General features: G+C 70.3%; 18 protein-coding genes and 3 pseudogenes. 11 read left to right on the forward strand and 10 right to left on the reverse strand.

Features of this window, described 5'->3' with window-relative positions; genetic code table 11:
* The first annotated feature begins 287 nt into the window (after positions 1-287).
* A pseudogene (locus OHS59_RS38465) lies at positions 288-1,329 on the forward strand (acyl-CoA desaturase).
* A 105-nt stretch (positions 1,330-1,434) separates the two neighbouring features.
* Entirely contained in the window at positions 1,435-1,617 is a 183-nt protein-coding gene (locus tag OHS59_RS38470; RefSeq protein ID WP_210891122.1) for a hypothetical protein, read from the forward strand.
* Positions 1,618-1,874: 257 nt separating this feature from the next.
* Here OHS59_RS38470 and OHS59_RS38475 read toward each other — a convergent pair whose 3' ends face one another.
* The 3 genes from OHS59_RS38475 to OHS59_RS38485 form a co-directional block, all read right to left on the reverse strand.
* Complete coding sequence (locus OHS59_RS38475) at positions 1,875-2,735, reverse strand: hypothetical protein (protein ID WP_328497943.1); 861 nt, start codon at positions 2,733-2,735, stop codon at positions 1,875-1,877.
* A gap of 226 nt (positions 2,736-2,961) precedes the next feature.
* Entirely contained in the window at positions 2,962-3,279 is a 318-nt protein-coding gene (locus tag OHS59_RS38480) for a hypothetical protein (protein ID WP_328497944.1), read from the reverse strand.
* A 367-nt stretch (positions 3,280-3,646) separates the two neighbouring features.
* Positions 3,647-4,246 carry a class I SAM-dependent methyltransferase gene (locus OHS59_RS38485; RefSeq protein WP_443061567.1) on the reverse strand — a complete coding sequence of 200 codons (600 nt, stop codon included), beginning with the start codon at positions 4,244-4,246 and terminating at the stop codon, positions 3,647-3,649.
* Positions 4,247-4,445: 199 nt separating this feature from the next.
* Between OHS59_RS38485 and OHS59_RS38490 the strand changes: the two genes are divergently transcribed.
* From OHS59_RS38490 to OHS59_RS38510, 5 genes and pseudogenes are all read left to right on the forward strand, one after another.
* On the forward strand, positions 4,446-5,219 hold the full coding sequence (locus OHS59_RS38490) for an MHYT domain-containing protein (RefSeq protein WP_328497945.1): 774 nt from the start codon (positions 4,446-4,448) through the stop codon (positions 5,217-5,219).
* 62 nt (positions 5,220-5,281) lie between these two features.
* Positions 5,282-7,995: pseudogene (locus OHS59_RS38495) on the forward strand (sensor histidine kinase).
* Positions 7,992-8,429 (forward strand): roadblock/LC7 domain-containing protein, encoded by a 438-nt coding sequence (locus OHS59_RS38500; RefSeq protein ID WP_328497946.1) that lies wholly within the window; start codon positions 7,992-7,994, stop codon positions 8,427-8,429. The pseudogene OHS59_RS38495 and the gene OHS59_RS38500 overlap by 4 nt, the downstream one beginning before the upstream one ends.
* A 17-nt stretch (positions 8,430-8,446) precedes the next feature.
* Positions 8,447-8,860 (forward strand): DUF742 domain-containing protein, encoded by a 414-nt coding sequence (locus tag OHS59_RS38505; protein WP_328497947.1) that lies wholly within the window; start codon positions 8,447-8,449, stop codon positions 8,858-8,860.
* A 63-nt stretch (positions 8,861-8,923) separates the two neighbouring features.
* Positions 8,924-9,529, forward strand: coding sequence for a GTP-binding protein (locus OHS59_RS38510; RefSeq protein WP_328497948.1), 606 nt, complete (start codon positions 8,924-8,926; stop codon positions 9,527-9,529).
* Between the two features lie 32 nt (positions 9,530-9,561).
* On the opposite strand, the gene OHS59_RS38515 is transcribed toward OHS59_RS38510, so the two are convergent.
* Positions 9,562-9,990, reverse strand: a complete 429-nt coding sequence (locus tag OHS59_RS38515; RefSeq protein WP_328497949.1) for a PPOX class F420-dependent oxidoreductase — start codon at positions 9,988-9,990, stop codon at positions 9,562-9,564.
* Positions 9,991-10,085: 95 nt separating this feature from the next.
* Here OHS59_RS38515 and OHS59_RS38520 point away from each other — a divergent pair, with 95 nt between their 5' ends.
* Complete coding sequence (locus OHS59_RS38520; protein WP_107018871.1) at positions 10,086-10,499, forward strand: roadblock/LC7 domain-containing protein; 414 nt, start codon at positions 10,086-10,088, stop codon at positions 10,497-10,499.
* Positions 10,500-10,623: 124 nt separating this feature from the next.
* A pseudogene (locus OHS59_RS38525) lies at positions 10,624-11,505 on the forward strand (DUF6397 family protein); the annotation flags it as partial.
* A 526-nt stretch (positions 11,506-12,031) separates the two neighbouring features.
* Here OHS59_RS38525 and OHS59_RS38530 read toward each other — a convergent pair.
* Together OHS59_RS38530 and OHS59_RS38535 are read right to left on the reverse strand one after the other, a co-directional pair.
* Positions 12,032-12,904, reverse strand: coding sequence for an acyl-CoA thioesterase (locus OHS59_RS38530; RefSeq protein ID WP_328497950.1), 873 nt, complete (start codon positions 12,902-12,904; stop codon positions 12,032-12,034).
* 19 nt (positions 12,905-12,923) lie between these two features.
* The gene (locus OHS59_RS38535) at positions 12,924-15,437 is read right to left on the reverse strand and encodes a DEAD/DEAH box helicase (RefSeq protein ID WP_328497951.1); all 2,514 of its coding nucleotides are present in this window, start codon (positions 15,435-15,437) and stop codon (positions 12,924-12,926) included.
* Between the two features lie 145 nt (positions 15,438-15,582).
* Between OHS59_RS38535 and OHS59_RS38540 the strand changes: the two genes are divergently transcribed.
* Complete coding sequence (locus tag OHS59_RS38540; RefSeq protein WP_328497952.1) at positions 15,583-16,377, forward strand: metal-dependent hydrolase; 795 nt, start codon at positions 15,583-15,585, stop codon at positions 16,375-16,377.
* A gap of 116 nt (positions 16,378-16,493) precedes the next feature.
* Here OHS59_RS38540 and OHS59_RS38545 read toward each other — a convergent pair whose 3' ends face one another.
* The 4 genes from OHS59_RS38545 to OHS59_RS38560 form a co-directional block, all read right to left on the reverse strand.
* The gene (locus OHS59_RS38545) at positions 16,494-16,775 is read right to left on the reverse strand and encodes a type B 50S ribosomal protein L31 (protein ID WP_328497953.1); all 282 of its coding nucleotides are present in this window, start codon (positions 16,773-16,775) and stop codon (positions 16,494-16,496) included.
* A gap of 55 nt (positions 16,776-16,830) precedes the next feature.
* Entirely contained in the window at positions 16,831-17,301 is a 471-nt protein-coding gene (locus OHS59_RS38550; RefSeq protein ID WP_328497954.1) for a DUF5709 domain-containing protein, read from the reverse strand.
* A 521-nt stretch (positions 17,302-17,822) separates the two neighbouring features.
* Positions 17,823-19,613, reverse strand: coding sequence for an ABC transporter ATP-binding protein (locus OHS59_RS38555; RefSeq protein WP_328497955.1), 1,791 nt, complete (start codon positions 19,611-19,613; stop codon positions 17,823-17,825).
* Positions 19,610-21,427: an ABC transporter ATP-binding protein gene (locus OHS59_RS38560; RefSeq protein WP_328497956.1), complete on the reverse strand. Its 1,818-nt coding sequence runs from the start codon at positions 21,425-21,427 to the stop codon at positions 19,610-19,612. Before OHS59_RS38560 ends, OHS59_RS38555 begins: the two co-directional genes overlap by 4 nt.
* A 196-nt stretch (positions 21,428-21,623) precedes the next feature.
* On the opposite strand from OHS59_RS38560, the gene OHS59_RS38565 reads away from it, so the two are divergent.
* Positions 21,624-22,367, forward strand: coding sequence for a hypothetical protein (locus OHS59_RS38565; RefSeq protein WP_328497957.1), 744 nt, complete (start codon positions 21,624-21,626; stop codon positions 22,365-22,367).
* Positions 22,368-22,428 lie beyond the last annotated feature (61 nt).

The raw sequence follows: 22,428 nt of genomic DNA on the forward strand, positions 1-22,428 counted from the left end.
TCTGCACAGCGATGAGCGTGTTCCTCAAACTTGACTACCAGGGGTCGAGGTCGCCGAGGGTACAGCGCGGTAATGGATGAGCCAAGCGCCTGCTCTGTGATGCCGGTCACTTCGCGCCGGGAGTGGTGTCAGGTCCACCCCGCGGGCGAGCTTTCCCCCGGCCGGACCCGGGTGGTGGCGCCATGGTCTCCGGCGGTCGCTGATCCGTACGTTTCTACAGCCGGGCCAGGCCAGGCAGAACCAGTTGTCCGCCCCGCCCGCTCCCCTCAGAGATCCGGAGTTCCGCCATGCCCGAAGTCGCCACAGTCGTGGCGGAGCCGCCCTCCAGGGTCGCTGCCGCCAGTGAGTTCACCCCACTCCTGCGCATGGTCAAAGGCCAGGGACTCCTGAACCGTCGGCAAGGCTGGTACGCGCTCACCATTGCCGGCAACGCGCTCGCCCTGGCAGCCGTCGTCACAGGCGTCGTCCTGATCGGCCACTCCTGGTGGGTGCTGCTCCTGGCACCGGTGTTCGCCGTACTGTGCGGCCGCGCGGCCTTCATAGGCCACGACGCGGGCCACGCACAGATCACCGGCGACCGGTCGATGGGCCGAGCGATCGGACTCGTCCACGCGAATCTGCTGCTGGGCCTGAGCTATGGCTGGTGGAACGACAAACACAACCGGCACCACGCCAACCCCAACCACATCGACAAGGACCCCGACGTCAAAGCCGACGTGCTGGTCTTCACCAGCGGGCAGACGGCGGACCGCACCGGCTTCCGGCGCTGGCTCACCCGCTATCAGGCGTGGCTCTTCTTCCCGCTCACGCTCCTCGAAGGCGTCGCTCTGAAGATCCACGGCTTCCAGGACCTGCGTCGGCGGCCTCCGCGTGAACGCCTGGTCGAGGCGTCCCTGCTGGTCGCGCATCTTGCCGCGTACGCGACTCTGCTGCTGAGCTCCATGCCGTTGGGCACGGCCCTCGTTCGCCGCGATCCACCAGGCACTCTTCGGGCTGCACCTTGGCATGGCCTTCGCGCCGAACCACAAAGGCATGGAGATGCCCGACCCCGACGGCGAGGGATGGGGTCATCTCCGTCGCCAGGTGCTCACCTCGCGCAACGTCCGCGGAGGGTTCCTGACAGACTGGTTCCTCGGCGGTCTCAACTATCAGATCGAGCACCATCTGTTCCCGAGCATGCCCCGCCCCCATCTCAAGCTCGTCCAGCCCCTGGTGCGCGCTCACTGCCGGGAGTTGGGTATCCCTTACGTCGAGGCGGGGCTCGTGGACTCCTACCGTCAGGCACTGCGGCACATGTACGAGGTCGGCGAGCCTCTCAGGGTCGAGTAGGGGGTGCGCCTCAGGGTCGTATCAGGGTCGCGGTCCGGAACCGCCGGGAGCGCGGGTCCGTTCTCAGGACAGAGAGCGGCAGTGGCCGCTAAGGAGGCTACGCACATGTCAAGGAACGCGAAGATAGCCGCAGGCGGTGTCGCGGTCGGCATCATCCTGCTCTTCTGGCTGCCCTGGTGGGCTGCCCTTCTGATCGTCCTGGGAGTTCCCGCGGCGGCGTATCTGACGCTGGACCCCTCACAGCGGCGCAGGCTGCGCCGTGTCGGCCGCAAGGAGCTCGGTCGCTGAGGCGCCACCCGCTAGGTCTCTTCTCCTCCGGAGCGCAGATCTCCACCGGTCCGGAGCACGGGTCTCTTCCGGAACGCAGGAGATGACTGCGTCGCCGCTCGTGGGCCTGCCGATGGTGTGGTCCACGGGCGGCTGCGTGCTGCACTCCCGAAGCCGGTGGGTGCACGCCGCACTTCCGCAGTTGGTGATGCGTGCCGCACTCCCGCGACCGGTGAGTGCGCCGGGCGAGGCACCCAGCCGGACCTGGGTGGCCGGGCTCAGTTCGGGCGTACGGCCATCTTGTCCAGAGCCTCCAGCAGGCCGGGCAACTCGGGCCCGCGGCCGACCGGAAGGATCTCTCCGGGCTTCTCGTCGAGCAGGACGAAGGCGATGTCGTCGGTCCGTGCCACCAACGACCAGCCGGGACCGTCGGCGCGGAGCGTCCGCGCGTCCCCCGGGGCGAAGGACGAGCGCACGCGGCCGAGCGGCGGGGGAGCGGCCACGTACGAGTGTGCTTCGGAGAGAACGCGCTGGACGCCGCTGAGCGGCGCCCGGCCACCGCCCCCGTTCTCGTCGGCTTGGGCGGTCCCGTCATTCGGAGCGGTCTTCTCGTCCGCCGAGACGGCGAACTCGGTCTCGTCGATCTGTTCACGCCAGGTGGCCCACTGGAGTGCGATTTCGTCCGCGCCGAGGCGCCGCTGAGCCGCGCCCCAGGTGGACGCGTCCGGCGGGCACAGCGGTGCCTGCTCCGCGATGTCGGGTGCGGGATCGTGCGGGGCGGGCACACCGGGCGCCGCGACCGCCACGGCGAGCGGCCACCCGGGCAGCGCCGCCACCATCGAGCGATCATCCGGCGACAGGTCGTACTCCATACCGCAGTCCCAGGAGGCGATGGCGACGGCCACCAGCGAGACGTCGTCGATGACGACGGTCCACCGCGCTCCGTCGCTGTCCTGCCCCAGCACCAGGCCGTACCCGTCGGCGAGAGGTGCGAGGCCGAGTGCGGCGCAGGCCTCCGGGTAGTCGTCGCCCAGCACGCTGGGGAACTGCGCCGGCGTAAGGAGCACCGCCGTCAGTACATACAGTGCGTCGTCGTCCTCGGTGGCGACGGCCTCGGCCACATCGTCCGTCCCGGCCATCCCAGCCTCCCCATCGCTTCATCCGTCGGCGCACCCTAATGCGCGTCGCGGCTGTTGTCACGGGGTCGGATCGTGCAGGGAGCCGCACCCCTCTTCCTGGACGGGGGAGAAACGAGCACCAGCGGTCGCGCCGGTTCCGCTTTCGCCCCGGCTCGGTCTCGCCCCCGGTCGGGGCGACGCGCATCGAGACACCAGGATGCGGCGACCTGCCCGCCCTCCGTCGCCGTCAGGTGCCCGGCAGGCCGAGGAGCGTCCGGGCCACCGCGGTGGGCGACTCGTCGCGTTCCCGCGCGAGCGCGATGACGGCCCGGCAGGCCAACTCGTTCACGCCGAACGAAAGGGCTTCCGGTGACACCCAGGTCGCGGCCTCGTCGACCCCGTCCTGGTCGTCCTCGACACCCGCCGCCACATAGGCCGCCGCGGCTTCGAACAGGTTGTGCGTCTGCTTCTTCGGATGACGCTTGGCCGGTGGGGCGGGGGGCCGGGACTCGGCCGGTCGTGGGCGTGAAAAGAACTTCCAGAGCCTGGCCATCGTGCCGGACATTCGGGCCACCTTCCCCCGTGTGCTGGTTCTTCGGTCATCGCCCATCTGTCTCTGTTCAACGTAGAGTTGAATCTTCGACACCAGAAGGGGGCGGTGTCGTGAAGCCTCACGGAATGCCCTTTTCGAGCGTGCCGATCATGGGCCGCAGCCACGCAGCCACGCAGCCACGGCCCGCAGCGAAATCGCCTCCCAGGAGGAAGGCGTCTACCTCGACAGTGGCCACGCGTGTGTGCTGCCTGAAGCGCAGCGGCTTCCTGCGGGCTACGACCATTCCGGGCGTTACGGAAGATCCGGGCGATCTTTCGCGGATGAGCGATGCGGGCGACTCCCGGCGGTTGAGCGGTCAGGACCGTCCTGAGCGCCGCTTTCAGGGGCGGCGCGCGGCCAGTGCGAGGAACCGGTCGTCCTCGTCCACGTAAGACGTCATGCGCCAGCCGGAGGCGGAGAGTAGCGGGCCGAGGTTGGCCTCCGCGCGCAGGTCGTCCGGGGTGATCTGCCGTCCCTGGCGCGCCGCGAGGGCGGCCCGGCCGATCGGGTGGAAGAGCGCCAGGACCCCGCCGGGCCGAACGACCCGAGCCAACTCCCGCAGGTTCTCCGCGGGGTTCGGAAGATGCGCGATGAGGCCGGCCGCGAAGACGGCATGGAGCGATTCCGCGCGCAGCGGCAACCGCGACACGTCGGAGAGGAGCAACCGACCTGCCCGGTCACGGCCCGCCCGCGCCGCCGCCTCCAGCATGGCCGGCGTCAGGTCCGCTCCGAGGACCGTCCCGGAGGTACCCACGGCGTCCCTGAGAGGCGGCAGAGCGCGTCCCGTGCCGCAGCCCGCGTCGAGCACGCGATCGCCTTCGTGCAGCCCCATTTCGGAGACGGCTGCCGCGTACGCCGGGCCGTCGTCGGGAAACCGGTCGTCCCAGCCGGCCGCGCGGGCCGAGAAGAACTCCTGGACATGCGTGTGGTCGTCGGTCATGCACCGCATGATCTCGCATCGCATCTCCTGGCCTCACCTCGCACGGCGAGCGAAGCGATCGAACGGCGACGCGAAACACGAGGCGGTGCACACGTTCGAGCGTGACGCGATCGTTCCCCCGCACCTCTTCGCCATATTGCAACAGCTTTCGAAAGGCGCCCCCTCTGTGAGCCTCGGGCCGGACTAGCGTCCCGGAGCCATGGGACACCTGGACCACGCCACCTTCGGCTGGCTGACCCCCGTGCTGTCGTACGTCATGGCATCCATCGGCGCCGCCCTCGGGCTGCGCTGCACGGTCCGCGCGCTCGGCGCCACCGGCCGGTCGCGCCGCAACTGGCTGCTCACCGCGGCCTCCTCGATCGGCACAGGCATCTGGACCATGCACTCCGTGGCGATGCTCGGCTTCGGTGTGAGCGGCACCGACATCCGTTACAACGTGCCACTGACCATGCTCAGCCTGCTCGTCGCGATGGTCGTCGTCGGTGCGGGAGTCTTCGCCGTGGGCTACGGCCGTGACCGGGGCCGCGCGCTCGTCCTCGGCGGGCTGACCACCGGGATCGGCGTGGCGAGCATGCACTACCTGGGCATGGCCGCGTTGCGCCTGCACGGCGCCGTGAGTTACGACCCGCTGCTCGTCGGGGTCTCCGTCGCCATCGCCGTGGTCGCGGCGACCGCGGCCCTGTGGGCGGCGCTCAACATCAGCTCGCCGAGCGCCGTCGCAGTCGCCTCGCTCGTCATGGGCGGGGCGGTCAGCAGCATGCACTACACCGGGATGATCGCGGTCGGCGTCCACGTCACACCCTCCGGGGAAGCCCTGTCCGGGGCCACGGCGATGCAGTTCATCTTCCCCCTCGCCGTCGGCCTCGGGTCCTATCTCTTCCTCACGTCGGCGTTCGTCGCGCTCTCCCCGACAGCGGGCGAGCGCGAGGCCTCCGAGGCGGCGCAGCGGCCCGTCGAGAGCGCCGCCCGCTAGCGGCGATCCCGGACCGGCGGTCCGGCGGACGCGCCCACCGAATCACAGCGAGCGAGGAGGCCATGCGTACATCCCGAAGGACCCCGACAGGCGGCGCGCAGTCGTCGACAGCCCCGGTGCGGGGCCGTCGCGCGCATGCCGGACCGCCGGCCGACGAAGAATCCGGACCCGAGGAATCCGCCGACACGGAGCCGAAGGACCCGTCCACGCGCGCGAGAAGCTGGAGTCCGCGGCCCCGCACCGTGCGAGCGAAGATCGTCTGCCTGCTCATGGTCCCGGTGGTCTCCCTGCTCGCCCTCTGGGCGCACGCCACCGTCACCACGGCCCAGGACGTCTCACGGCTGCGGCAGTTGCAGCGGGTGGACGCCCAGGTACGTGCCCCGGTCGCCGCGTCCGTCGCGGCGCTCCAGGACGAACGAGTGGCGGCCGTCCGCTATGCCACACGCCCCTCGGCCGAACGGGAGACCGACCTCAAGAACCTGGCCGCACGCACCGACCGGGCCGTGGCGGAACTCCGGCTCGGAGGCGGCAGCACCGTCGCCGACAGCGTGGAACTGCCCGCCGGAGTGGCAGGACGCCTCGAAACCTTCGTGACCGGCGCGGAACGGCTCCGCTCCCTGCGGACCGCCGTACTCGACCACAGGACCGGCTGGGACGAGACGTACAAGGGATACACCGGGACCATCACGACGGCCTTCGGCGTGGGCGGAGCACTCACCGGCATCCAGGACGCGGAAATCGGCTCCGAAGCGCGCGTACTGCTGGAGTTCTCCCGCGCGGGAGAGGCATTGGCACAGGAGGACGCGGTACTCGCCGGCGCCCGCCTCGCAGGGACCCTCGACGGCCGGCGGCTGCGGATGTTCACCGGCGCGGTCGACACGCGCAGGCTGCTCACCGACTCCGCCGTCGCCGATCTCGGCGGACCGGAACGAGCCGCCTGGCAGAAGCTCGTGGAAAGCCGTGCGTACGCCGACATGACCGCCGTCGAGGACAAGGCGCTCACCACCCCGCCCGGCGCGCAGGCCCTCCAGTCCTCGCCCGGGGAGACCTGGAACGCGGCCCACGCACGCGTGCAGGACGACATGCGGACCATCGAGGCGGACGCCGGCCGTGACGTCGCGGACCGGGCCGACCCCCTGCGGCGCGGCCTGTTCTCACCCGCCGGTGCCGCGGTCCTCCTGGGGCTCGCAGCCGTGGCCGCCTCCCTGCTCATCTCCGTGCGCATCGGACGCGGCCTCGTCGTCGAACTGGTGACCTTGCGCAACAGCGCCTTGGAGATCGCCCGGCACAAACTGCCGCACGCCATGCGGAAACTGCGGGCCGGAGAGGAGATCGACGTCCATGCCGAGGCACCGCCGGGCCCGCCCGCCGAGGACGAGGCGGGGCAGGTCGCGGAAGCCCTGACCACCGTGCACCGCGCCGCCCTGCACGCGGCCGTCGAACGCGCGGAGCTGGCAGGTGGCATCTCCGGTGTCTTCGTCAACCTCGCCCGTCGCAGTCAGGTTCTCGTCCACCGACAACTCACGCTTCTGGACAGCATGGAGCGCCGCTCCGAGGACCCGAACGAGCTGAGCGACCTCTTTCGGCTCGACACCTCACGACGCGGATGCGACGCCACGCGGAGAGCCTGATCATCCTCTCGGGAGCGGCCCCCGGCCGGGCCTGGCGTATGCCGGTCTCCTTGACGAACGTGGTGCGCGCCGCCGTCTCCGAAGTCGAGGACTACGCGCGCGTGGAGGTACGACAACTCCCGGAGACCCTGGTCGTCGGAGCCGCGATCGCCGACCTCACGCACCTGCTGGCCGAGATCGTCGAGAACGCCGCTCAGTTCTCCCCGCCCCACACCAGGGTGCGGGTCACCGGCGAGCCGGTCGGCAACGGATACGCCGTGGAGGTCGAGGACCGGGGACTGGGCATGGGCAAGGAGACCCTCGTCGAGGCCAACCGCCGTATCGAGCGGTCCCAGGCACTCGACCTGTTCGACAGCGACCGACTCGGCCTCTTCGTGGTGAGCAGGCTCGCCGCCCGCCACGGCATCAAGGTGCACCTGCGGACCTCGCCCTACGGAGGCACCACCGCGGTGGTCCTGCTTCCCACCGCGCTGTTGCACACGAGTGCGGAGGAACGTTCCGGTGCGGGTCGCGCGAACGCGGAGCGACCTGTGGGACGGCCCGCGGGACGACTTGCCGAACGTTCTGCCCAGCGTCCTGCCCAGCCTCCTGCCGAACGTTCTGCCGGACGCGAGTACGCGCGCGTGCCCGGTCCCGCCCCTCGACAGGATTCCGTTTCCTCTCGACATGACCCCGTGGAGGCCCGCATCGAGCGAGCCGCACTCGTCTCGCCCGTGGCCGCCCCGGCGGAGGCGTCGGCGGACGGCTCGCACGACGGCTCCCCACCCGAGGTGATCACCCTGCGCCTGCACCGTTCCGCCGATGCCGATGCCGATGCCGATGCCGATGCCGACGCGGGCGCCGATACCGGTGCCGATACCGGTGCTCGTGGACGTCCCGGTGGTCCCGGTGCGGAGCCCTCCGACGAACTCCCGCGACGCGTACGACAGGCCAATCTCGCCCCGCAACTGCGCGAAGAACGCGCCGAAGAGCCCGCGGACGCGGCGCGTCACCGGGACGACGCCGAGCGCACCCCCGAAGCGGTACGGGACCGGATGGCGGCCTACCGCGCCGGGTGGGCCCGCGGCGGCGGCCGTTCCTCCGGTCTCCGAGCCACGCCCGGCCCCGCAGGGGGCAGCGACAGCAACGAAGGAGACCCCGCATGATCCAGGATCCGGGTATGGGGGCCGCGGACCGGCCCGGCGAACTCGACTGGCTGCTGGACGACCTGGTGTTGCGGGTCGCCGAGGTGAGGCATGCCGTCGTGCTCTCCAACGACGGGCTCGCGGTGGGCGCGTCCACCGGCCTCAGACGCGAGGACGCGGAGCATCTCGCCGCGGTCTCCTCCGGTTTCCACAGTCTGGCCAAGGGAGCCGGTCGCCACTTCGGCGCAGGCGGGGTTCGCCAGACCATGGTGGAGATGGACGAGGGCTTCCTGTTCGTGGTGGCCGCGGGCGACGGCTCCTGCCTCGCCGTCCTGAGCACCGTCACGGCCGACATCGGCCTGATCGCCTACGAGATGGCACGCCTGGTCAGACGCGTGGGCGAACACCTCTACTCGGCTCCGCGCGCGGCCGCCCGTCCGCCCGCGGCCGGGTGAGCGAGGGGACGGCGGGCATGACCGAGGACCGGGCAGTCAGCACCGAGCAGCCGGGCAGCCAGTGGTACGACAACGAGGCCGGGCCGCTCGTCCGCCCGTACGCCATGACGGGCGGACGCACCGAGCCAGGACCCACCGGGGTGCGCTTCGACCTGATAGCACTCGTCACACTCGACACCGGGGCACCCGAGACCGGCGCCGACACCGCACTCGGTCCTGAGCACCGGGCCCTCATCGAACTCTGCCGGGCCGAGACCCAGTCGGTCGCCGAACTGGCCGCGGACACAGACCTGCCCGTGGGCGTGGTGCGCGTACTCCTGGGCGACCTGCTGGAGCTCGGCTGCGTGACGGTCAGCCGCCCCGTGCCGCCCGCGCGCCTGCCCGACGAGCGCATCCTGCGCGAGGTCATCGACGGGCTGAGGGCCCTGTAGACGATGGACGCCATCCCACGTACCGACGTCGACCGTTACCGGCAATCCCGAGAGAAGTGATCGATGGCCCCTGAACACTCCGATGCCACCAGCGGTGAGACGGCCGCCCTGGCGTTGAAGATCCTCGTCGCCGGCGGCTTCGGCGTCGGCAAGACCACCCTGGTGGGCGCGGTCAGCGAGATCAGGCCGCTGCGCACCGAGGAACTGCTGAGCGAGGCCGGCCAGTCGGTGGACGACACCGGCGGCGTGGACCAGAAGGTCACGACGACCGTCGCCATGGACTTCGGGCGCATCACCATCAGGTCCGGCCTGTCGCTCTACCTGTTCGGAACGCCCGGACAGGACAGGTTCTGGTTCCTCTGGGACGAACTGGCGCAAGGAGCCCTAGGCGCCGTCGTCCTCGCGGACACGCGGCGGCTTGAGGACTGTTTCCCGGCAGTGGACTACTTCGAGCACCGGCACATCCCCTTCGTGGTGGCGGTCAACTGCTTCACGGACGCACGCACGTACGGCGCCCACGAAGTGTCACGGGCGCTCGACCTCGACCAGGGGACACCCGTGGTGCTCTGCGACGCCCGTGACCGCGACTCGGGAAAGGAGGTGCTGGTACGTCTCGTCGAGTACGCCGGACGGATGCACACCGCCCGGCTCCTCGACTCGGTCCGCTGACGCGCGGCCGGCCTAGCGCTCCGGCGGCCCGTTCAGTCGGAGACCGAGGCCTCCGCGAGAACCTTCTCGATCCGCAGCCGTACGAGGAGTTCGCCGGGTACGCCATTGCGTGCCGCGAACTCCTCGGCGCGCTCCGCGCCCATGTACCGGCTGCCGATCCGTCCCGCCCACAGCCGGACGTCGTCGAGGTCCTCCGAGATCCGGGCGTGCCCCTGCACGACGACATACGCGTACGGAGGCCGGTCGTCGTCCACGCACAGGGCCACTCGGCCGTCCCGGGCCAGATTCCGCCCCTTGACGGTGTCCTTCCCCGTGTTGAAGACCAGGTCGTCGCCGTCGAGCACGAACCAGATCGGCGCCACATGCGGGCGTCCGTCGGCCCGGACGGTCGACAACTTGCCAGTGCGGGTTCCGTGCGAGACGAACGCCCGCCATTCCTCATCGGTCATCTTGTGTGCCATGCCCCTATCCTCCTTGCTCGGACGGCGACGGTGGGGAAGGCTGGTCGATCGGATCCTCCGGCCCGGGGGAGCCAATCATCACGGGGAGACGGATCATGGCGGAGAACCGGGGACTTGACTGGCTGCTCGACGACCTGACCCAGCGTGTCGAGCACATACGCCACGCACTCGTGCTCTCCAACGACGGGCTGGTGACCGGGGCGAGCACAGGTCTGAGGCGGGAGGACGCCGAACATCTCGCCGCCGTCTCATCGGGCCTGCACAGCCTGGCCAAGGGCTCGGGCCGGCACTTCGGCGCGGGCCGAGTCCGTCAGACCATGATCGAATTCGATGACGCGGTGCTCTTCGTCACGGCAGCCGGCACCGGCAGCTGTCTGTGCGTGCTCAGTGCGGCCGAGGCCGACATCGGCCAGGTCGCGTACGAGATGACGCTGCTCGTCAATCGCGTCGGTGAGCATCTCCACGTCGATGCCCGACATCCGGAACACTCACCCTCCATAGACATCTGACCTGCGCAGACGTCATCGCGATCGAGGTTATCCACAGGCCCGACGCGACATGCGGCGAACCGGCTACGGTTTTTCTCGAAGCAAGCGCACGCAAGCGCACATCGCTGCACGGGGGAGAACCACCATGTCCGGCAACACCATCACGCAGTCCGTCATGTCCGGCTCGAAAGGCCCTGTCGGTGTCGGGGACCCGTTCGCCGCCACCGCGTCCGCCGTCACCACGAACGCGGCAGTCGCCCCGGCCTCGCCGACGACATACGTCCAGAGCCGCGCCGCCCGAGAGCTTGGGCTCAAGCGAGGCGAGTTCGACCTCGCCGTACGGCTCGGGCGCATCCGCACGACGCCCGACGAAGGTGGCGGAGGACGCCGCGTCACCTGCGCGGAGATCGAGAGGGTGAGGTCGGAGGAAGGTTTCCCGGAGGCCTTGCGGGAACGGATCAAAGCGGTGGGGACCTCGGAAGGCGCGGCCCTCATGGACGTCACGACCGCTCGTTTCACGCGTTTCGCCCGTCTGGGCCTTGTGACGCCCGTAAAGTTCTATTTGAACCGCTACAGGGCTGTGGTGTGGCTGTATCTGGCCGAGGAGCTGCGGCGGTTCGCCGAGGACGAGAAGAACGCGCCGCTACTGAACGGCCGTCTGCCCGAGGGGCTTCGCGGCCAACTGGAAGAGGGCCTGGATCTGCGGGCCCGGAACTGGCGAGGACGGCACCTCGGCTTCCTGCTTCGGCAGACCGAGGATCCATGGGCCCGTGCCGCGGCCGCGGCATCGCTGCTCGATCCCGGCCAGGTCGCCGAGACCGTCACCGACCCCTATGAGCGGGCTTACCTGGACCGGTATCAGCCCGAACCGAACCCCCGCGGCGCGCCCGACACACCCGTCGGCCGAATCACCGCCCGGATCATGACAGCGGCGGATCCGGACGAGATCAGCTGGCTCCGGGCCGACTTGGCGAACGGACTCGACGAGGCGCGCGAGCACCGAGCAGCACCGCGACCGACGACGAAGCCCGTGATCCAGGAGATGGGCCACGACCGGTCGGCCCATCTCGCGAACCACCGGGTGCCTACCGAGCACCGACAGCTCGCTGAGCTACGGCGGGCCACCAAGCTGCGGCACCCGTCCGGAACCGGAGTGCGACGTCCGGCCGAGCGGCAACGACCTGCCGAGCAACGGCGACCGACGGACCGGCGACGGTCGGCCGAAGCATTGCATCCCCCCGGCGTACGGCGTCAGGCCGAAGCACTGCAGTCGGCGGGAGCACGGCGTCCGGTCGAATCGCTGCATCCCTCCGAAGCACGACGGCCGACCGAGGCACGGCACCCGGCCGAGGAACGCCATCCAGCCGAGCCATGGCACCCCGCCGAAGGGCGACCTCCGGCCGAGCCGCGACGAACTACCGACCCGCAACGAACTCCCCACGCGCGACGAACTGCCGAGGCGTCACACGTGATCGACGAGCCGGAACGACCCAAGGGCCTCCTCGGCTGGCTGCGACGCAGAAACCCCTGACACGACCCACGCACGCGCCCGGTCAGCTTTCGAGCTTGCGGAACAGCCCCTCCTGGACGACGGAGACAAGCAGGCGTCCCTCCAGGTCATAGATCCGGCCCCGGGCCAGCCCTCGGCCACCCGTCGCGATCGGGGACTCCTGGTCGTACAGGAACCACTCGTCGGCGCGGAACGGCCGGTGGAACCACATGGCGTGGTCCAGGGAAGCCATGTCGAAACCGCGCTGGCCCCAGAGGGGTTCCACCGGGATTCGGACGGCGTCCAGGAGAGTCATGTCGCTCGCATAGGTGAGCGCGCAGGTGTGGACCAGCGGGTCGTCGCCCAGAGGTCCGACGGCGCGCATCCACACGGCGCTGCGCGGTTCGGCGTTCTCGATCTCCTCGGGAGTCCAGCGCAACCGGTCCGCGTAGCGGATGTCGAAGGGCTGGCGCCGGGCCATGCGCTCCAGCGTCTCGGGGAGTACGCCCAGATGTTCCTTGATCTCCTGAGTGACGCTCGGTAGCGACTCGGGATCCGGGACCTCACGGGCCGGCGGCAGCTGGTGCTCGAAGCTCCCTACCTCAGGCTTGTGAAAGGAGGCGGTCAGATTGAAGATCGTGCGGCCCTGCTGCACGGCGGTGACGCGGCGCGTGGTGAACGACCGCCCGTCCCTTATCCGTTCGACCTGGTACACGATGGGCACGCCCGGCCGGCCCGGACGCAGGAAGTACGCGTGCAGTGAGTGCACGGGCCGCTCCGAGTCCGTGGTACGGCCGGCGGCGACCAGGGCCTGGCCCGCCACCTGTCCGCCGAAGACCCGCTGCAGGGATTCCTCCGGGCTGCGGCCACGGAAGATGTTGACCTCGATCTGCTCCAGGTCGAGCAGATCGACGAGTCGTTCCGCTGGGTTCGTCATGTGTCGCGTTCTCCTGTGCTCACAGCTGGCCGACGGCGGTGACCTTGACGATGGCACGTCCCTCGGCGTCGGAGGCCACGAGGTCGATCTCCGCGCTGATGCCCCAGTCATGATCGCCGTTCGGGTCGGCGAACGTCTGCCGGACTCGCCACAGACCGTTCTCCGGCTGCTCCTCGATCTGCAGGAGTTTGGGGCCACGCGCGTCGGGGCCGGTGCCGAGGTCGTCGTACTCGTCCCAGTAGTCGTCCATCGCCGCGCCCCAGGCATCGGCGTCCCAGCCGGCCTCGGAGTCCAGCTCGCCGAGTTCCGAGACATGGTCGAGGGCGGCGAGCTCCACGCGCCGGAACATGGCGTTGCGGACGAGGACCCGGAAGGCGCGCCCGTTGGCCGTGACCGGCTTGACCTGGTCGGCCCGCTCCTGAGCCTCCTCGGCCGTCATCACCTCGGGGTTGGCGAGCTGTTCCCACTCGTCGAGGAGGCTGGAGTCGACCTGACGCACCATCTCGCCGAGCCAGGCGATCAGGTCCTCCAGGTCCTCCGACTTCAGGTCGTCCGGGACGGTGTGGTCAAGGGCCTTGTAGGCGCTCGCCAGGTAGCGGAGCACGATGCCCTCGGTGCGGGCGAGCTCGTAATGGGACACGAACTCGGTGAAGGTCATCGCCCGTTCGTACATGTCCCGGATGACGGACTTCGGGGAGAGGGGATGGTCGCCCACCCACGGGTGGCTCTTGCGGTAGGTGTCGTACCCGTGGAAGAGCAGCTCTTCCAGCGGCTTGGGGTACGACACGTCCTGGAGCCGTTCCATGCGCTCCTCGTACTCGACACCGTCCGCCTTCATCGCCCCCACGGCCTCACCGCGAGCCTTGTTCTGCTGGGCGGCGAGAATCTGCCGCGGGTCGTCCAGCGTGGACTCCACGACGGACACCATGTCCAGGGCGTAAGAAGGCGATTCGGGATCCAGGAGCTCGAACGCGGCAAGGGCGAAGGTCGACAGAGGCTGGTTGAGAGCGAAGTTCTGCTGCAGGTCGACGGTGAGGCGCACGATGCGCCCTTCCGCGTCCGGAGTGTCGAGCTTCTCCACGACCCCGCCGTCGAGGAGCGAGCGGTAGATGGCGATCGCCCGCCTGATGTGGCGCAGCTGCTGCTTGCGCGGCTCGTGGTTGTCCTCCAGCAGATGACGCATCGCGGCGAAGGCGTTGCCGGGCCGGGCGATCACGGACAGAAGCATCGTGTGAGTGACCCGGAAGCGCGAGGTCAGCGGTTCCGGATCGGACGAGATCAGCTTCTCGAACGTGTTGTCCGTCCAGCCCACGAAGCCTTCCGGGGCCTTCTTGCGCACCACCTTGCGGCGCTTCTTCGGATCGTCGCCTGCCTTGGCGAGGGCCTTCTCGTTCTCCACGACATGCTCGGGAGCCTGCGCCACGACAAAGCCCGCCGTGTCGAAGCCGGCCCGGCCGGCCCGGCCCGCGATCTGGTGGAACTCCCGCGCGCGCAGCGTCCGTACGCGAGTGCCGTCGTACTTCGCCAGAGCGGTGAACAGGACGGTGCGGATGGGCACGTTGACGCCGACACCGAGGGTGTCCGTGCCGCAGATGACCTTCAGCAGGCCGGCCTGCGCCAGTTTCTCCACCAGGCGGCGGTACTTGGGCAGCATGCCGGCGTGGTGCACACCGATGCCGTGCCGTACGTAGCGGGAGAGGTTACGGCCGAACTTGGTGGTGAAGCGGAAGTTGCCGATCAGCGCGGCGATCTGGTCCTTCTCCTCACGCGTGCACATGTTGATGCTCATCAGTGCCTGCGCCCGCTCCACGGCCTGGGCCTGGGTGAAGTGCACGATGTAGACGGGCGCCTGCCTCGTCTCAAGAAGCTCGGTGAGCGTCTCGGTGAGTGGCGTCAGCTTGTACTCGTAGGAGAGAGGGACAGGACGGGTCGCCGAGCGGACCACCGAGGTGGGACGACCGGTCCGCCGGGTCAGGTCCTCCTCGAACATCGAGACGTCGCCGAGCGTCGCCGACATGAGGATGAACTGAGCCTGCGGCAGTTCGAGGATCGGGATCTGCCAGGCCCAGCCGCGGTCGGCCTCGGCGTAGAAGTGGAACTCGTCCATCACGACCTGGCCGACGTCGGCCCGCTTGCCGTCGCGCAGCGCGATCGACGCCAGAACCTCGGCGGTACAGCAGATGACCGGGGCGTCGGCGTTCACGGACGCGTCGCCGGTCAGCATGCCGACGTTCTCGGTACCGAACATCTTGCACAGCTCGAAGAACTTCTCCGAGACGAGCGCCTTGATCGGCGCCGTGTAGAAGGTGACCTCGTCACGGGCGAGCGCCGCGAAGTGCGCACCCGCGGCGATCATGCTCTTGCCGGACCCGGTGGGCGTCGAGACGATCACGTTCGCACCCGAGACCACCTCGATCAGCGCCTCCTCCTGGTGGGGATAGAGGGTGAGACCGCGTTCCCCGGCCCACGACTCGAAGGCTTCGTAGAGGGCGTCGGGATCTGCGGTCTGCGGCAGCTGATCGATAAGGGTCACACACCCATCTTGCCTGTCATCCCACCCGATGAGGGAATCGGATGCGAGGCCGAAGATCACGAACGCTACGCTGTGTCGCCGACCAGGTGTCAGCTCACTCGGGCAACTGGCAGTCAGTACAAGAGGAATGGGGCGGGGCACGGCCATGATGGGACCAGCACACTCACTGTCCGGGGCGGCGGCCTGGCTGGGCGTCGGAGCGGCAGCGGCCGCCGCCGGCCACACGATGCCCTGGCCGGTCCTGGTGGCCGGCGCGCTGATCTGCGCGGGTGCCGCGCTCGCCCCGGATCTGGATCACAAGGCCGCCACGATCTCGCGGGCCTTCGGACCCGTCTCCCGGGGCCTGTGCGAGATCGTCGACAAGCTCTCGTACGCCGTCTACAAGGGGACGAAGAAGCCCGGCGACCCGAGCCGGTCCGGTGGCCACCGGACCCTTACGCACACCTGGCTGTGGGCGGTGCTGATCGGCGCCGGAGCGTCGGTCCTCGCGATCACGGGAGGCCGCTGGGCGGTGCTGGCGCTGCTGTTCGTCCACATGGTGCTCGCCATCGAGGGGCTGCTGTGGCGGGCGACGCGTGGCTCCAGCTCCGACGTCCTGGTCTGGCTGCTGGCCGCGACGAGTGCGTGGATCATCGCGGGAGTGCTGGACAAGCCGGGCAACGGCGCCGACTGGCTCTTCACGGAGCCGGGCCAGGAATACCTGTGGCTCGGACTGCCGATCGTCCTCGGGGCGCTGGTTCACGACATCGGGGACGCGCTGACGGTGTCGGGCTGCCCGATACTGTGGCCGATCCCGGTCGGCCGCAAGCGCTGGTACCCGATCGGGCCGCCCAAGGTGCTGCGCTTCAGGGCGGGCAGCTGGGTGGAGCTGAAGGTGCTGATGCCCGCGTTCATGGTGCTGGGCGGGGTGGGCGGCGCGGCCGCGCTCAACTTCATCTGAAGCCGACCGGCCGGGGCGAGGGGACGGGTACAGCCGCCGACCGACAGCCCGCCACCGCCGTCACCTGCCGCTGGGCAGAACCCGTCCGGCGCGGGGAGGCACCCGTCCCGACCGGGTCACTCCACGTCGCCCCCGCTCGACGCCTTGTCCTGGCCCCCACTGCCGTACCGCTTCTCGAAGCGGGCGACCCGTCCCTCGGTGTCCACGGTCCTGGCCGTGCCCGTGTAGAAGGGATGGCTCTCCGAGGAGATCTCCACATCCACGACGGGGTACGTCTGGCCGTCGTCCCACTCGATGGTCTGGTCGCTGGCCGCGGTGGAGCGGGTCAGGAAGGCGTACCCGGCCGCGCGGTCGCGGAAGACGACGGAGTGGTAGTCGGGGTGCTTGTCCTGCTTCATGAGTGCTCCTTGCCTGAGGGAGGGGTGCGGGGACAGGGCGGGGCAGGAGTCGAGGTCAGCCGGACACGGAGTCCTCGTCGACGATGTGCATGGCGGCCTCCTCCGCCGAGGCGGCCGCTCCGTCGATGCCCACGTCGGTGGCGATCAGCCCGCTCTCGTCGTCCTCGTGCGCGCCTTCTCCGGGGGCCACGAGACGTCCGGAGCGGATGGTGCCCACTTCGTTGTCCAGGGGCTCGCCGTCAGAGTCGGGACAGTCTCCGATGCCGTCGCCGTCGGGGGCCGCGATGTCCGGAAGTTCTTCCGCGAGACGTTCGTCGAGGGTCTCGCCGCGGTGGCGCTCGGCCGCTGTCACGTCTTTGCGTTCCACCGCCCAGGGACGTTCGGGAGGTGACCAGCCGCGATCCAGAGGGTCGCTCACACCGTCCGTTTCGAGTGTGTCCTCGGCGTCGAGCAGTCCGGCGTCGTCCTGAACCTCGGATCCGTCGGGCTGGTAGACATCGTCTCCCCAGCCGTCGGCGCTGTCCACGGGTACCTCCAGGTGGTGCGGGCCGGTCTGCTGTCACCGCGTTCGGCGGCGGGTGCGCGGACCGCTCGGCCCAGGCCTCGTCCGTACGGAACACGTGGAACCGGGCGGTTCCGGGGTGTTCCCCGAGCCGGTGCCGACATCCACACTTCCACCCACCTTCGACACCGCGCAACGGCACGGAGCCCTGCCGAGCACGTCGGACGGCTCATGGGAGCGCGGACAGGGGCCGGTCGGCGAGCTCGACGCGGTGGCGGACCGGCCCGATCACGAGCGGATCCCCCACCGGTCCCGGCCTGCCGGATACCGCCGTCCCCGAGGCCGCCCCGCCCGGTACCGGTCCGCCCGACACGGGACGGTCCGATCCCGGACCGGGCGATCCCGGACCCGGACCCGGTGATCCAGGACGGGGCGATGTCGGATGGACCGGTCCCGCAAGGACCGGTACCGGGCGAACCGCTCCCGAGCAGACCGCTCCCGGGTGGGCCGGTCCCGGACAGGCCAAGGGGCGGGTGGGCGCCCGCTCACCCGTGCCAGGACCGCCACAGTGCCGCGTACGCGCCGTCCGCGGCGACCAGCTGGTCGTGGCTGCCGAGCTCGCTGATGCGGCCGTTCTCGACGACGGCGATGACGTCCGCGTCGTGGGCGGTGTGCAGCCGGTGGGCGATGGCGACCACGGTGCGGCCGTCGAGGACCCGTGCCAGGGAGCGCTCCAGGTGCCGGGCCGCCCGCGGGTCGAGGAGCGAGGTGGCCTCGTCCAGGACCAGTGTGTGCGGGTCGGCGAGCACCAGGCGCGCCAGCGCGATCTGCTGGGCCTGGGCCGGTGTGAGCGCGACACCGCCCGAGCCGACCTCGGTGTCGAGCCCGTCGTCCAGCGCCCGCGCCCACCCGTCGGCGTCGACCGCGCCGAGGGCGGCCCACAGCTCGGCGTCGTCGGCACCCGTGCGGGCGAGGAGCAGGTTGTCGCGCAGGGCGCCCACGAAGACGTGGTGCTCCTGGTTGACCAGCGCCACATGGGAGCGCACCCGTTCCGCGGACATGCCGGACAGCTCGGCGCCGCCCAGGGTGACCTTGCCCGTGCGGGGTGCGTAGATCCCGGCGAGCAGCCTGCCCAGCGTGGACTTGCCCGCGCCGGACGGGCCGACCAGGGCCAGCCGGGTGCCGGGCGCGACCTCCAGGGAGACCTTGCGCAGCACGTCGACGCCCGCCCGGTAGCCGAAGTGCACCTCGTCGGCGTGCACGTCACGCCCGTCGGGGGCCAGCGACCCGTCACCCGCGTCCGGCTCGATCTCCCGGACGCCCACCAGCCGGGCCAGCGACACCTGGGCCACCTGGAGCTCGTCGTACCAGCGCAGGATCAGGCCCACCGGGTCGACGAGCATCTGGGCGATCAGGGCACCCGTCGTCAGCTGGCCCACGTCGATCCAGCCCTGGAGGACGAAGTACCCGCCGATCATCAGGACCGAGCCGAGGACCGTGGTGTGGGTGGCGTTGATGGCGGGGAAGAGCACCGACCGCAGCCAGAGGGTGTACCGCTCCCAGGCGGTCCACTCCTTGACGCGCTGGTCCGACAGGGCGATCCGGCGCTCACCGAGGCGGTGGGCCTCGACGGTGCGCCCGGCGTCCACGGTCTCGGCGAGCACGGCGGCCACGGCGGCGTAACCGGCGGCCTCGGAGCGGTAGCCGGACGCCGCGCGCTTGAAGTACCAGCGGCAGCCGACCACCAGGATCGGGACGGCGACCAGCACCGCGGGCGCGAGCGGCGGCGCGGTCACGACGAGCCCGCCGAGCAGCAGTGCCACCCACACCACGGCGATGGCCAGCTGCGGCACGGCCTCGCGCATGGCGTTGGCCAGCCGGTCGATGTCGGTGGTGATCCGGGAGAGCAGATCGCCCGTACCGGCCCGTTCCAGGACGCCGGGCGGCAGCCCCACCGCCCGGACGAGGAAGTCCTCGCGCAGGTCGGCCAGCATCCGCTCGCCGAGCATGGCGCCACGCAGCTGCACCTGGTGCACGAACACCGCCTGCACGACCAGGGCGAGGACGAACAGTGCGAGGGTGCGCTCCAGGTGGAGTTCGCGTGCGGCGGTCGCGCCGTCGGAGACGTGCTGGACCAGGGAGCCCAGCAGATAGGGGCCCACCATCGAGGAGACGACGGCGACCGTGTTGACGGCGACGAGCACCAGGAAGGTCCGGCGGTGCCGGCGGAACAGTTCGGCCACGTAGGCGCGTACTGTCGCGGGGGCGCCGACGGGCAGGGTCTCCGCGGTCGTCGGGGCCGCCGGGTCGTAGGCCGGTGGGGCCACGCCGATCATGCTGTCTCCTCGATTTCTTCCAGTTCCCGCAGTTCCCGCAGTTTTTGCAGATGGTTCAGCTCGTGCTCGGCGGCCTCGTCGTCGGTCTCACGGGTCACCACCGCGCGGTACCGCGCGTCGTTGTGCAGCAGTTCGCGGTGCACGCCGACCGCCGCCACTTCGCCCTCGTGGACGAGTACGACCCGGTCCGCACGGTCCAGGAGCAGCGGCGACGAGGTGAACACCACCGTCGTGCGTCCCTCCCGCAGGGATCGGACGCCGTCGGCGATCCGCGCCTCGGTGTGCGAGTCGACCGCGGACGTCGGTTCGTCGAGGACCAGCACCCCCGGGGCCGTGACCAGCGACCGGGCCAGCGCGAGGCGCTGGCGCTGGCCGCCGGACAGGGACCGGCCGCGTTCGGTGATCCGCGCGTCCATCGGGTCGCCTGCGTCCAGCGACCCCTGGGCGAGCGCGTCCAGGACGTCGCCGCACTGTGCCGCGGACAGGGCGTCCTCGGGACTCACGTCTCCGGAGGAGGGCACGTCGAGCAGTTCGCGCAGCGTTCCGGAGAGCAGGACCGGATCCTTGTCCTGGACGAGGACGGCACCGCGGGCGGAACCGAGGGGCAGTTCGTCGAGCGGTACGCCGCCGACCAGCGCCGACGGCAGTTCGGAGGACTCCGCCGTATGACCGCCGAGCCGTTCGGCCAGTTCGCCCGCGGTGTCCGGGTCGCCGCACACCACGGCGGTGAGCCGTCCCGCGGGCGCGAGCAGCCCGGTTGCGGGGTCGTACAGGTCCCCGGTCGGTACGACGGCCTCGCGCGATCCCTCACCGTCGGTGGCCCGTTCGAGCGACAGGACCCGAGCCGCGCGCCTGGCGGACGGCTTGGAGAAGGAGTACGCCATCGCGATCTCGGTGAAGTGCCGCAGCGGATAGGTGAGGATCATGACCGCGCTGTACACGGTGACCATCTCGCCGACGGTGATGCGGCCCTCGCCCGCCAGGTTCACGCCGCGCCAGACGACCACGATCAGCAGAAGCCCGGGCAGCAGCACCTGGATCGCGTGGATCAGCGCCCACATGCGGGCGCTGCGTACGGCGGCGTGCCGGACCTCCTGCGAGGCGCGGCGGTAGCGGTCGAGGAACAGTTCCTCGCCGCCGATGCCGCGCAGCACGCGCAGGCCCGCGACGGTGTCCGAGGCCAGTTCGGTGGCGCGTCCCGCCTTCTCGCGCTGGAAGTCGGCGCGACGGGTGGCCCGGGGCAGCAGCGGCAGGACCGACAGCGCCAGGACGGGCACGCCCACGGCGACGACGACGCCGAGTGCCGGCTGGTAGAAGACGAGGGCGACGCACACGAGCACGATGGTCACCGCGGCCGCGGTGAACCGCGACACGGCTTCCACGAACCAGCCGATCTTCTCCACGTCTCCGGTCGAGACCGCGACGATCTCACCGGCCGCGACGCGCCGTGTCAGCGCGGAACCCAGCAGGGCGGTCCGGCGGGCCAGGAGCTGCTGGACGCGCGCGGCCGCGGTGATCCAGTTGGTGACCGCGGCCCGGTGCAGCATGGTGTCGCCCAGCGCGATGCCGAGGCCGCACAGGGCGAGCAGCCCGCCCGCGAGGCCCAGTCGCGCACCGGAGTGGTCCACGACGGCCTGGACGGCGAAACCGACACAGAACGGCAGTGCGGACACGGACACGAAGTGCAGCAACCCCCAGACCAGGGCCTTCGCCTGTCCACCGAGCTGATTCCGGCCGAGCCACACCAGGAACCGGGGCCCCGAGCGTGCGTCGGGCACACCCGGGTCGGGATACGGAAGGTCTTGAATCTGCATGACGTCCCAGAGGCTCGTAGTACGGGTGGGGGATGGTGGGGGATGCAACAAGCTGTGAAAGGTTCGCGTCGTAGCGTGTCCGCAGGCAAACGCTTTTCCGTCGTGGGGCAAAGATTCGGCCCGGACCGCCCGGATATGACCGGTAAGCCGAGGGGGCGGACGCGATCGTCCCGATCGTGGTGCGACGATGGACGGCATGCAGATACGCGGTGGGATGCGCACGACGGCCGTGGCCGCGGTCCTGGGTGCCCTGGTGATGCCCCTGACGGCCTGCGGCGGTTCGGACGACGGAAGCGGGAAGAAGAGCAACGGGCAGGCGGGCGACGGGTCCGGGCCCGGACAGGCGCGCACCGTCGACCTCAAGCGCATTCCCGACGTGGGGGACAAGCTGCGGAAGCAGATCCCCGACGACTCCCGCCAGGTCGTCGCGGTCTACGGACAGGGCAAGGACTCGGCGGACTCCACGATCGTGCTCTACACCAAGTCCGGCTCCACCTGGGACAAGACCCGCAGCTGGGAAGGGCACAACGGCAAGAAGGGCTGGACGACCGAGCACCGCGAGGGCGACAAGCGCAGCCCCGTCGGAGTGTTCACGCTCAGCGACTCGGGCGGCGTCCTCGCCGACCCCGGCGCCAAACTCCCGTACACGCAGTCGTCGGGTTTCCAGGCTCCGCACTACTGGGCCAAGTCGCACTGGAACGACTTCGACTACGTCATCGCCATCGACTACAACCGCGTCAAGGGCACCTCGCCGAACGACCCGACCCGTCCCCAGGGCCAGTCCAAGGGCGGCAGCATCTGGCTGCACATGGACCACGGCAGCGGTACGTCGGCCTGCGTGAGCCTGTCCAAGTCGGGCATGAAGTACCTGCTGCGCACCCTCGACCCGGACCGGAACCCGGTCGTGGTGATGGGCGACAAGGCGGACCTCAAGGCCTGACAGCCACTCACCCCCGGCCGCCGCTCAGGGCCTCGCCGCCCGAACCCCCGGCCCCGCGCAA

It is taken from the genome of Streptomyces sp. NBC_00414 (genome assembly GCF_036038375.1).
Classification (GTDB): domain Bacteria; phylum Actinomycetota; class Actinomycetes; order Streptomycetales; family Streptomycetaceae; genus Streptomyces.

Coding starts and splice junctions, on each gene's coding strand:
- OHS59_RS38475 (WP_328497943.1), bottom strand. CDS start 2,735: ATGGCCGGGACGGACGATGTGGCCGAGGCCGTCGCCACCGAGGACGAC.
- OHS59_RS38515 (WP_328497949.1), bottom strand. CDS start 9,990: ATGGCACACAAGATGACCGATGAGGAATGGCGGGCGTTCGTCTCGCAC.
- OHS59_RS38540 (WP_328497952.1), top strand. CDS start 15,583: ATGATGGGACCAGCACACTCACTGTCCGGGGCGGCGGCCTGGCTGGGC.
- OHS59_RS38490 (WP_328497945.1), top strand. CDS start 4,446: ATGGGACACCTGGACCACGCCACCTTCGGCTGGCTGACCCCCGTGCTG.
- OHS59_RS38485 (WP_443061567.1), bottom strand. CDS start 4,246: ATGACCGACGACCACACGCATGTCCAGGAGTTCTTCTCGGCCCGCGCG.
- OHS59_RS38545 (WP_328497953.1), bottom strand. CDS start 16,775: ATGAAGCAGGACAAGCACCCCGACTACCACTCCGTCGTCTTCCGCGAC.
- OHS59_RS38510 (WP_328497948.1), top strand. CDS start 8,924: ATGGCCCCTGAACACTCCGATGCCACCAGCGGTGAGACGGCCGCCCTG.
- OHS59_RS38530 (WP_328497950.1), bottom strand. CDS start 12,904: ATGACGAACCCAGCGGAACGACTCGTCGATCTGCTCGACCTGGAGCAG.
- OHS59_RS38505 (WP_328497947.1), top strand. CDS start 8,447: ATGACCGAGGACCGGGCAGTCAGCACCGAGCAGCCGGGCAGCCAGTGG.
- OHS59_RS38555 (WP_328497955.1), bottom strand. CDS start 19,613: ATGATCGGCGTGGCCCCACCGGCCTACGACCCGGCGGCCCCGACGACC.
- OHS59_RS38500 (WP_328497946.1), top strand. CDS start 7,992: ATGATCCAGGATCCGGGTATGGGGGCCGCGGACCGGCCCGGCGAACTC.
- OHS59_RS38520 (WP_107018871.1), top strand. CDS start 10,086: ATGGCGGAGAACCGGGGACTTGACTGGCTGCTCGACGACCTGACCCAG.
- OHS59_RS38560 (WP_328497956.1), bottom strand. CDS start 21,427: ATGCAGATTCAAGACCTTCCGTATCCCGACCCGGGTGTGCCCGACGCA.
- OHS59_RS38565 (WP_328497957.1), top strand. CDS start 21,624: ATGCAGATACGCGGTGGGATGCGCACGACGGCCGTGGCCGCGGTCCTG.
- OHS59_RS38480 (WP_328497944.1), bottom strand. CDS start 3,279: ATGTCCGGCACGATGGCCAGGCTCTGGAAGTTCTTTTCACGCCCACGA.
- OHS59_RS38470 (WP_210891122.1), top strand. CDS start 1,435: ATGTCAAGGAACGCGAAGATAGCCGCAGGCGGTGTCGCGGTCGGCATC.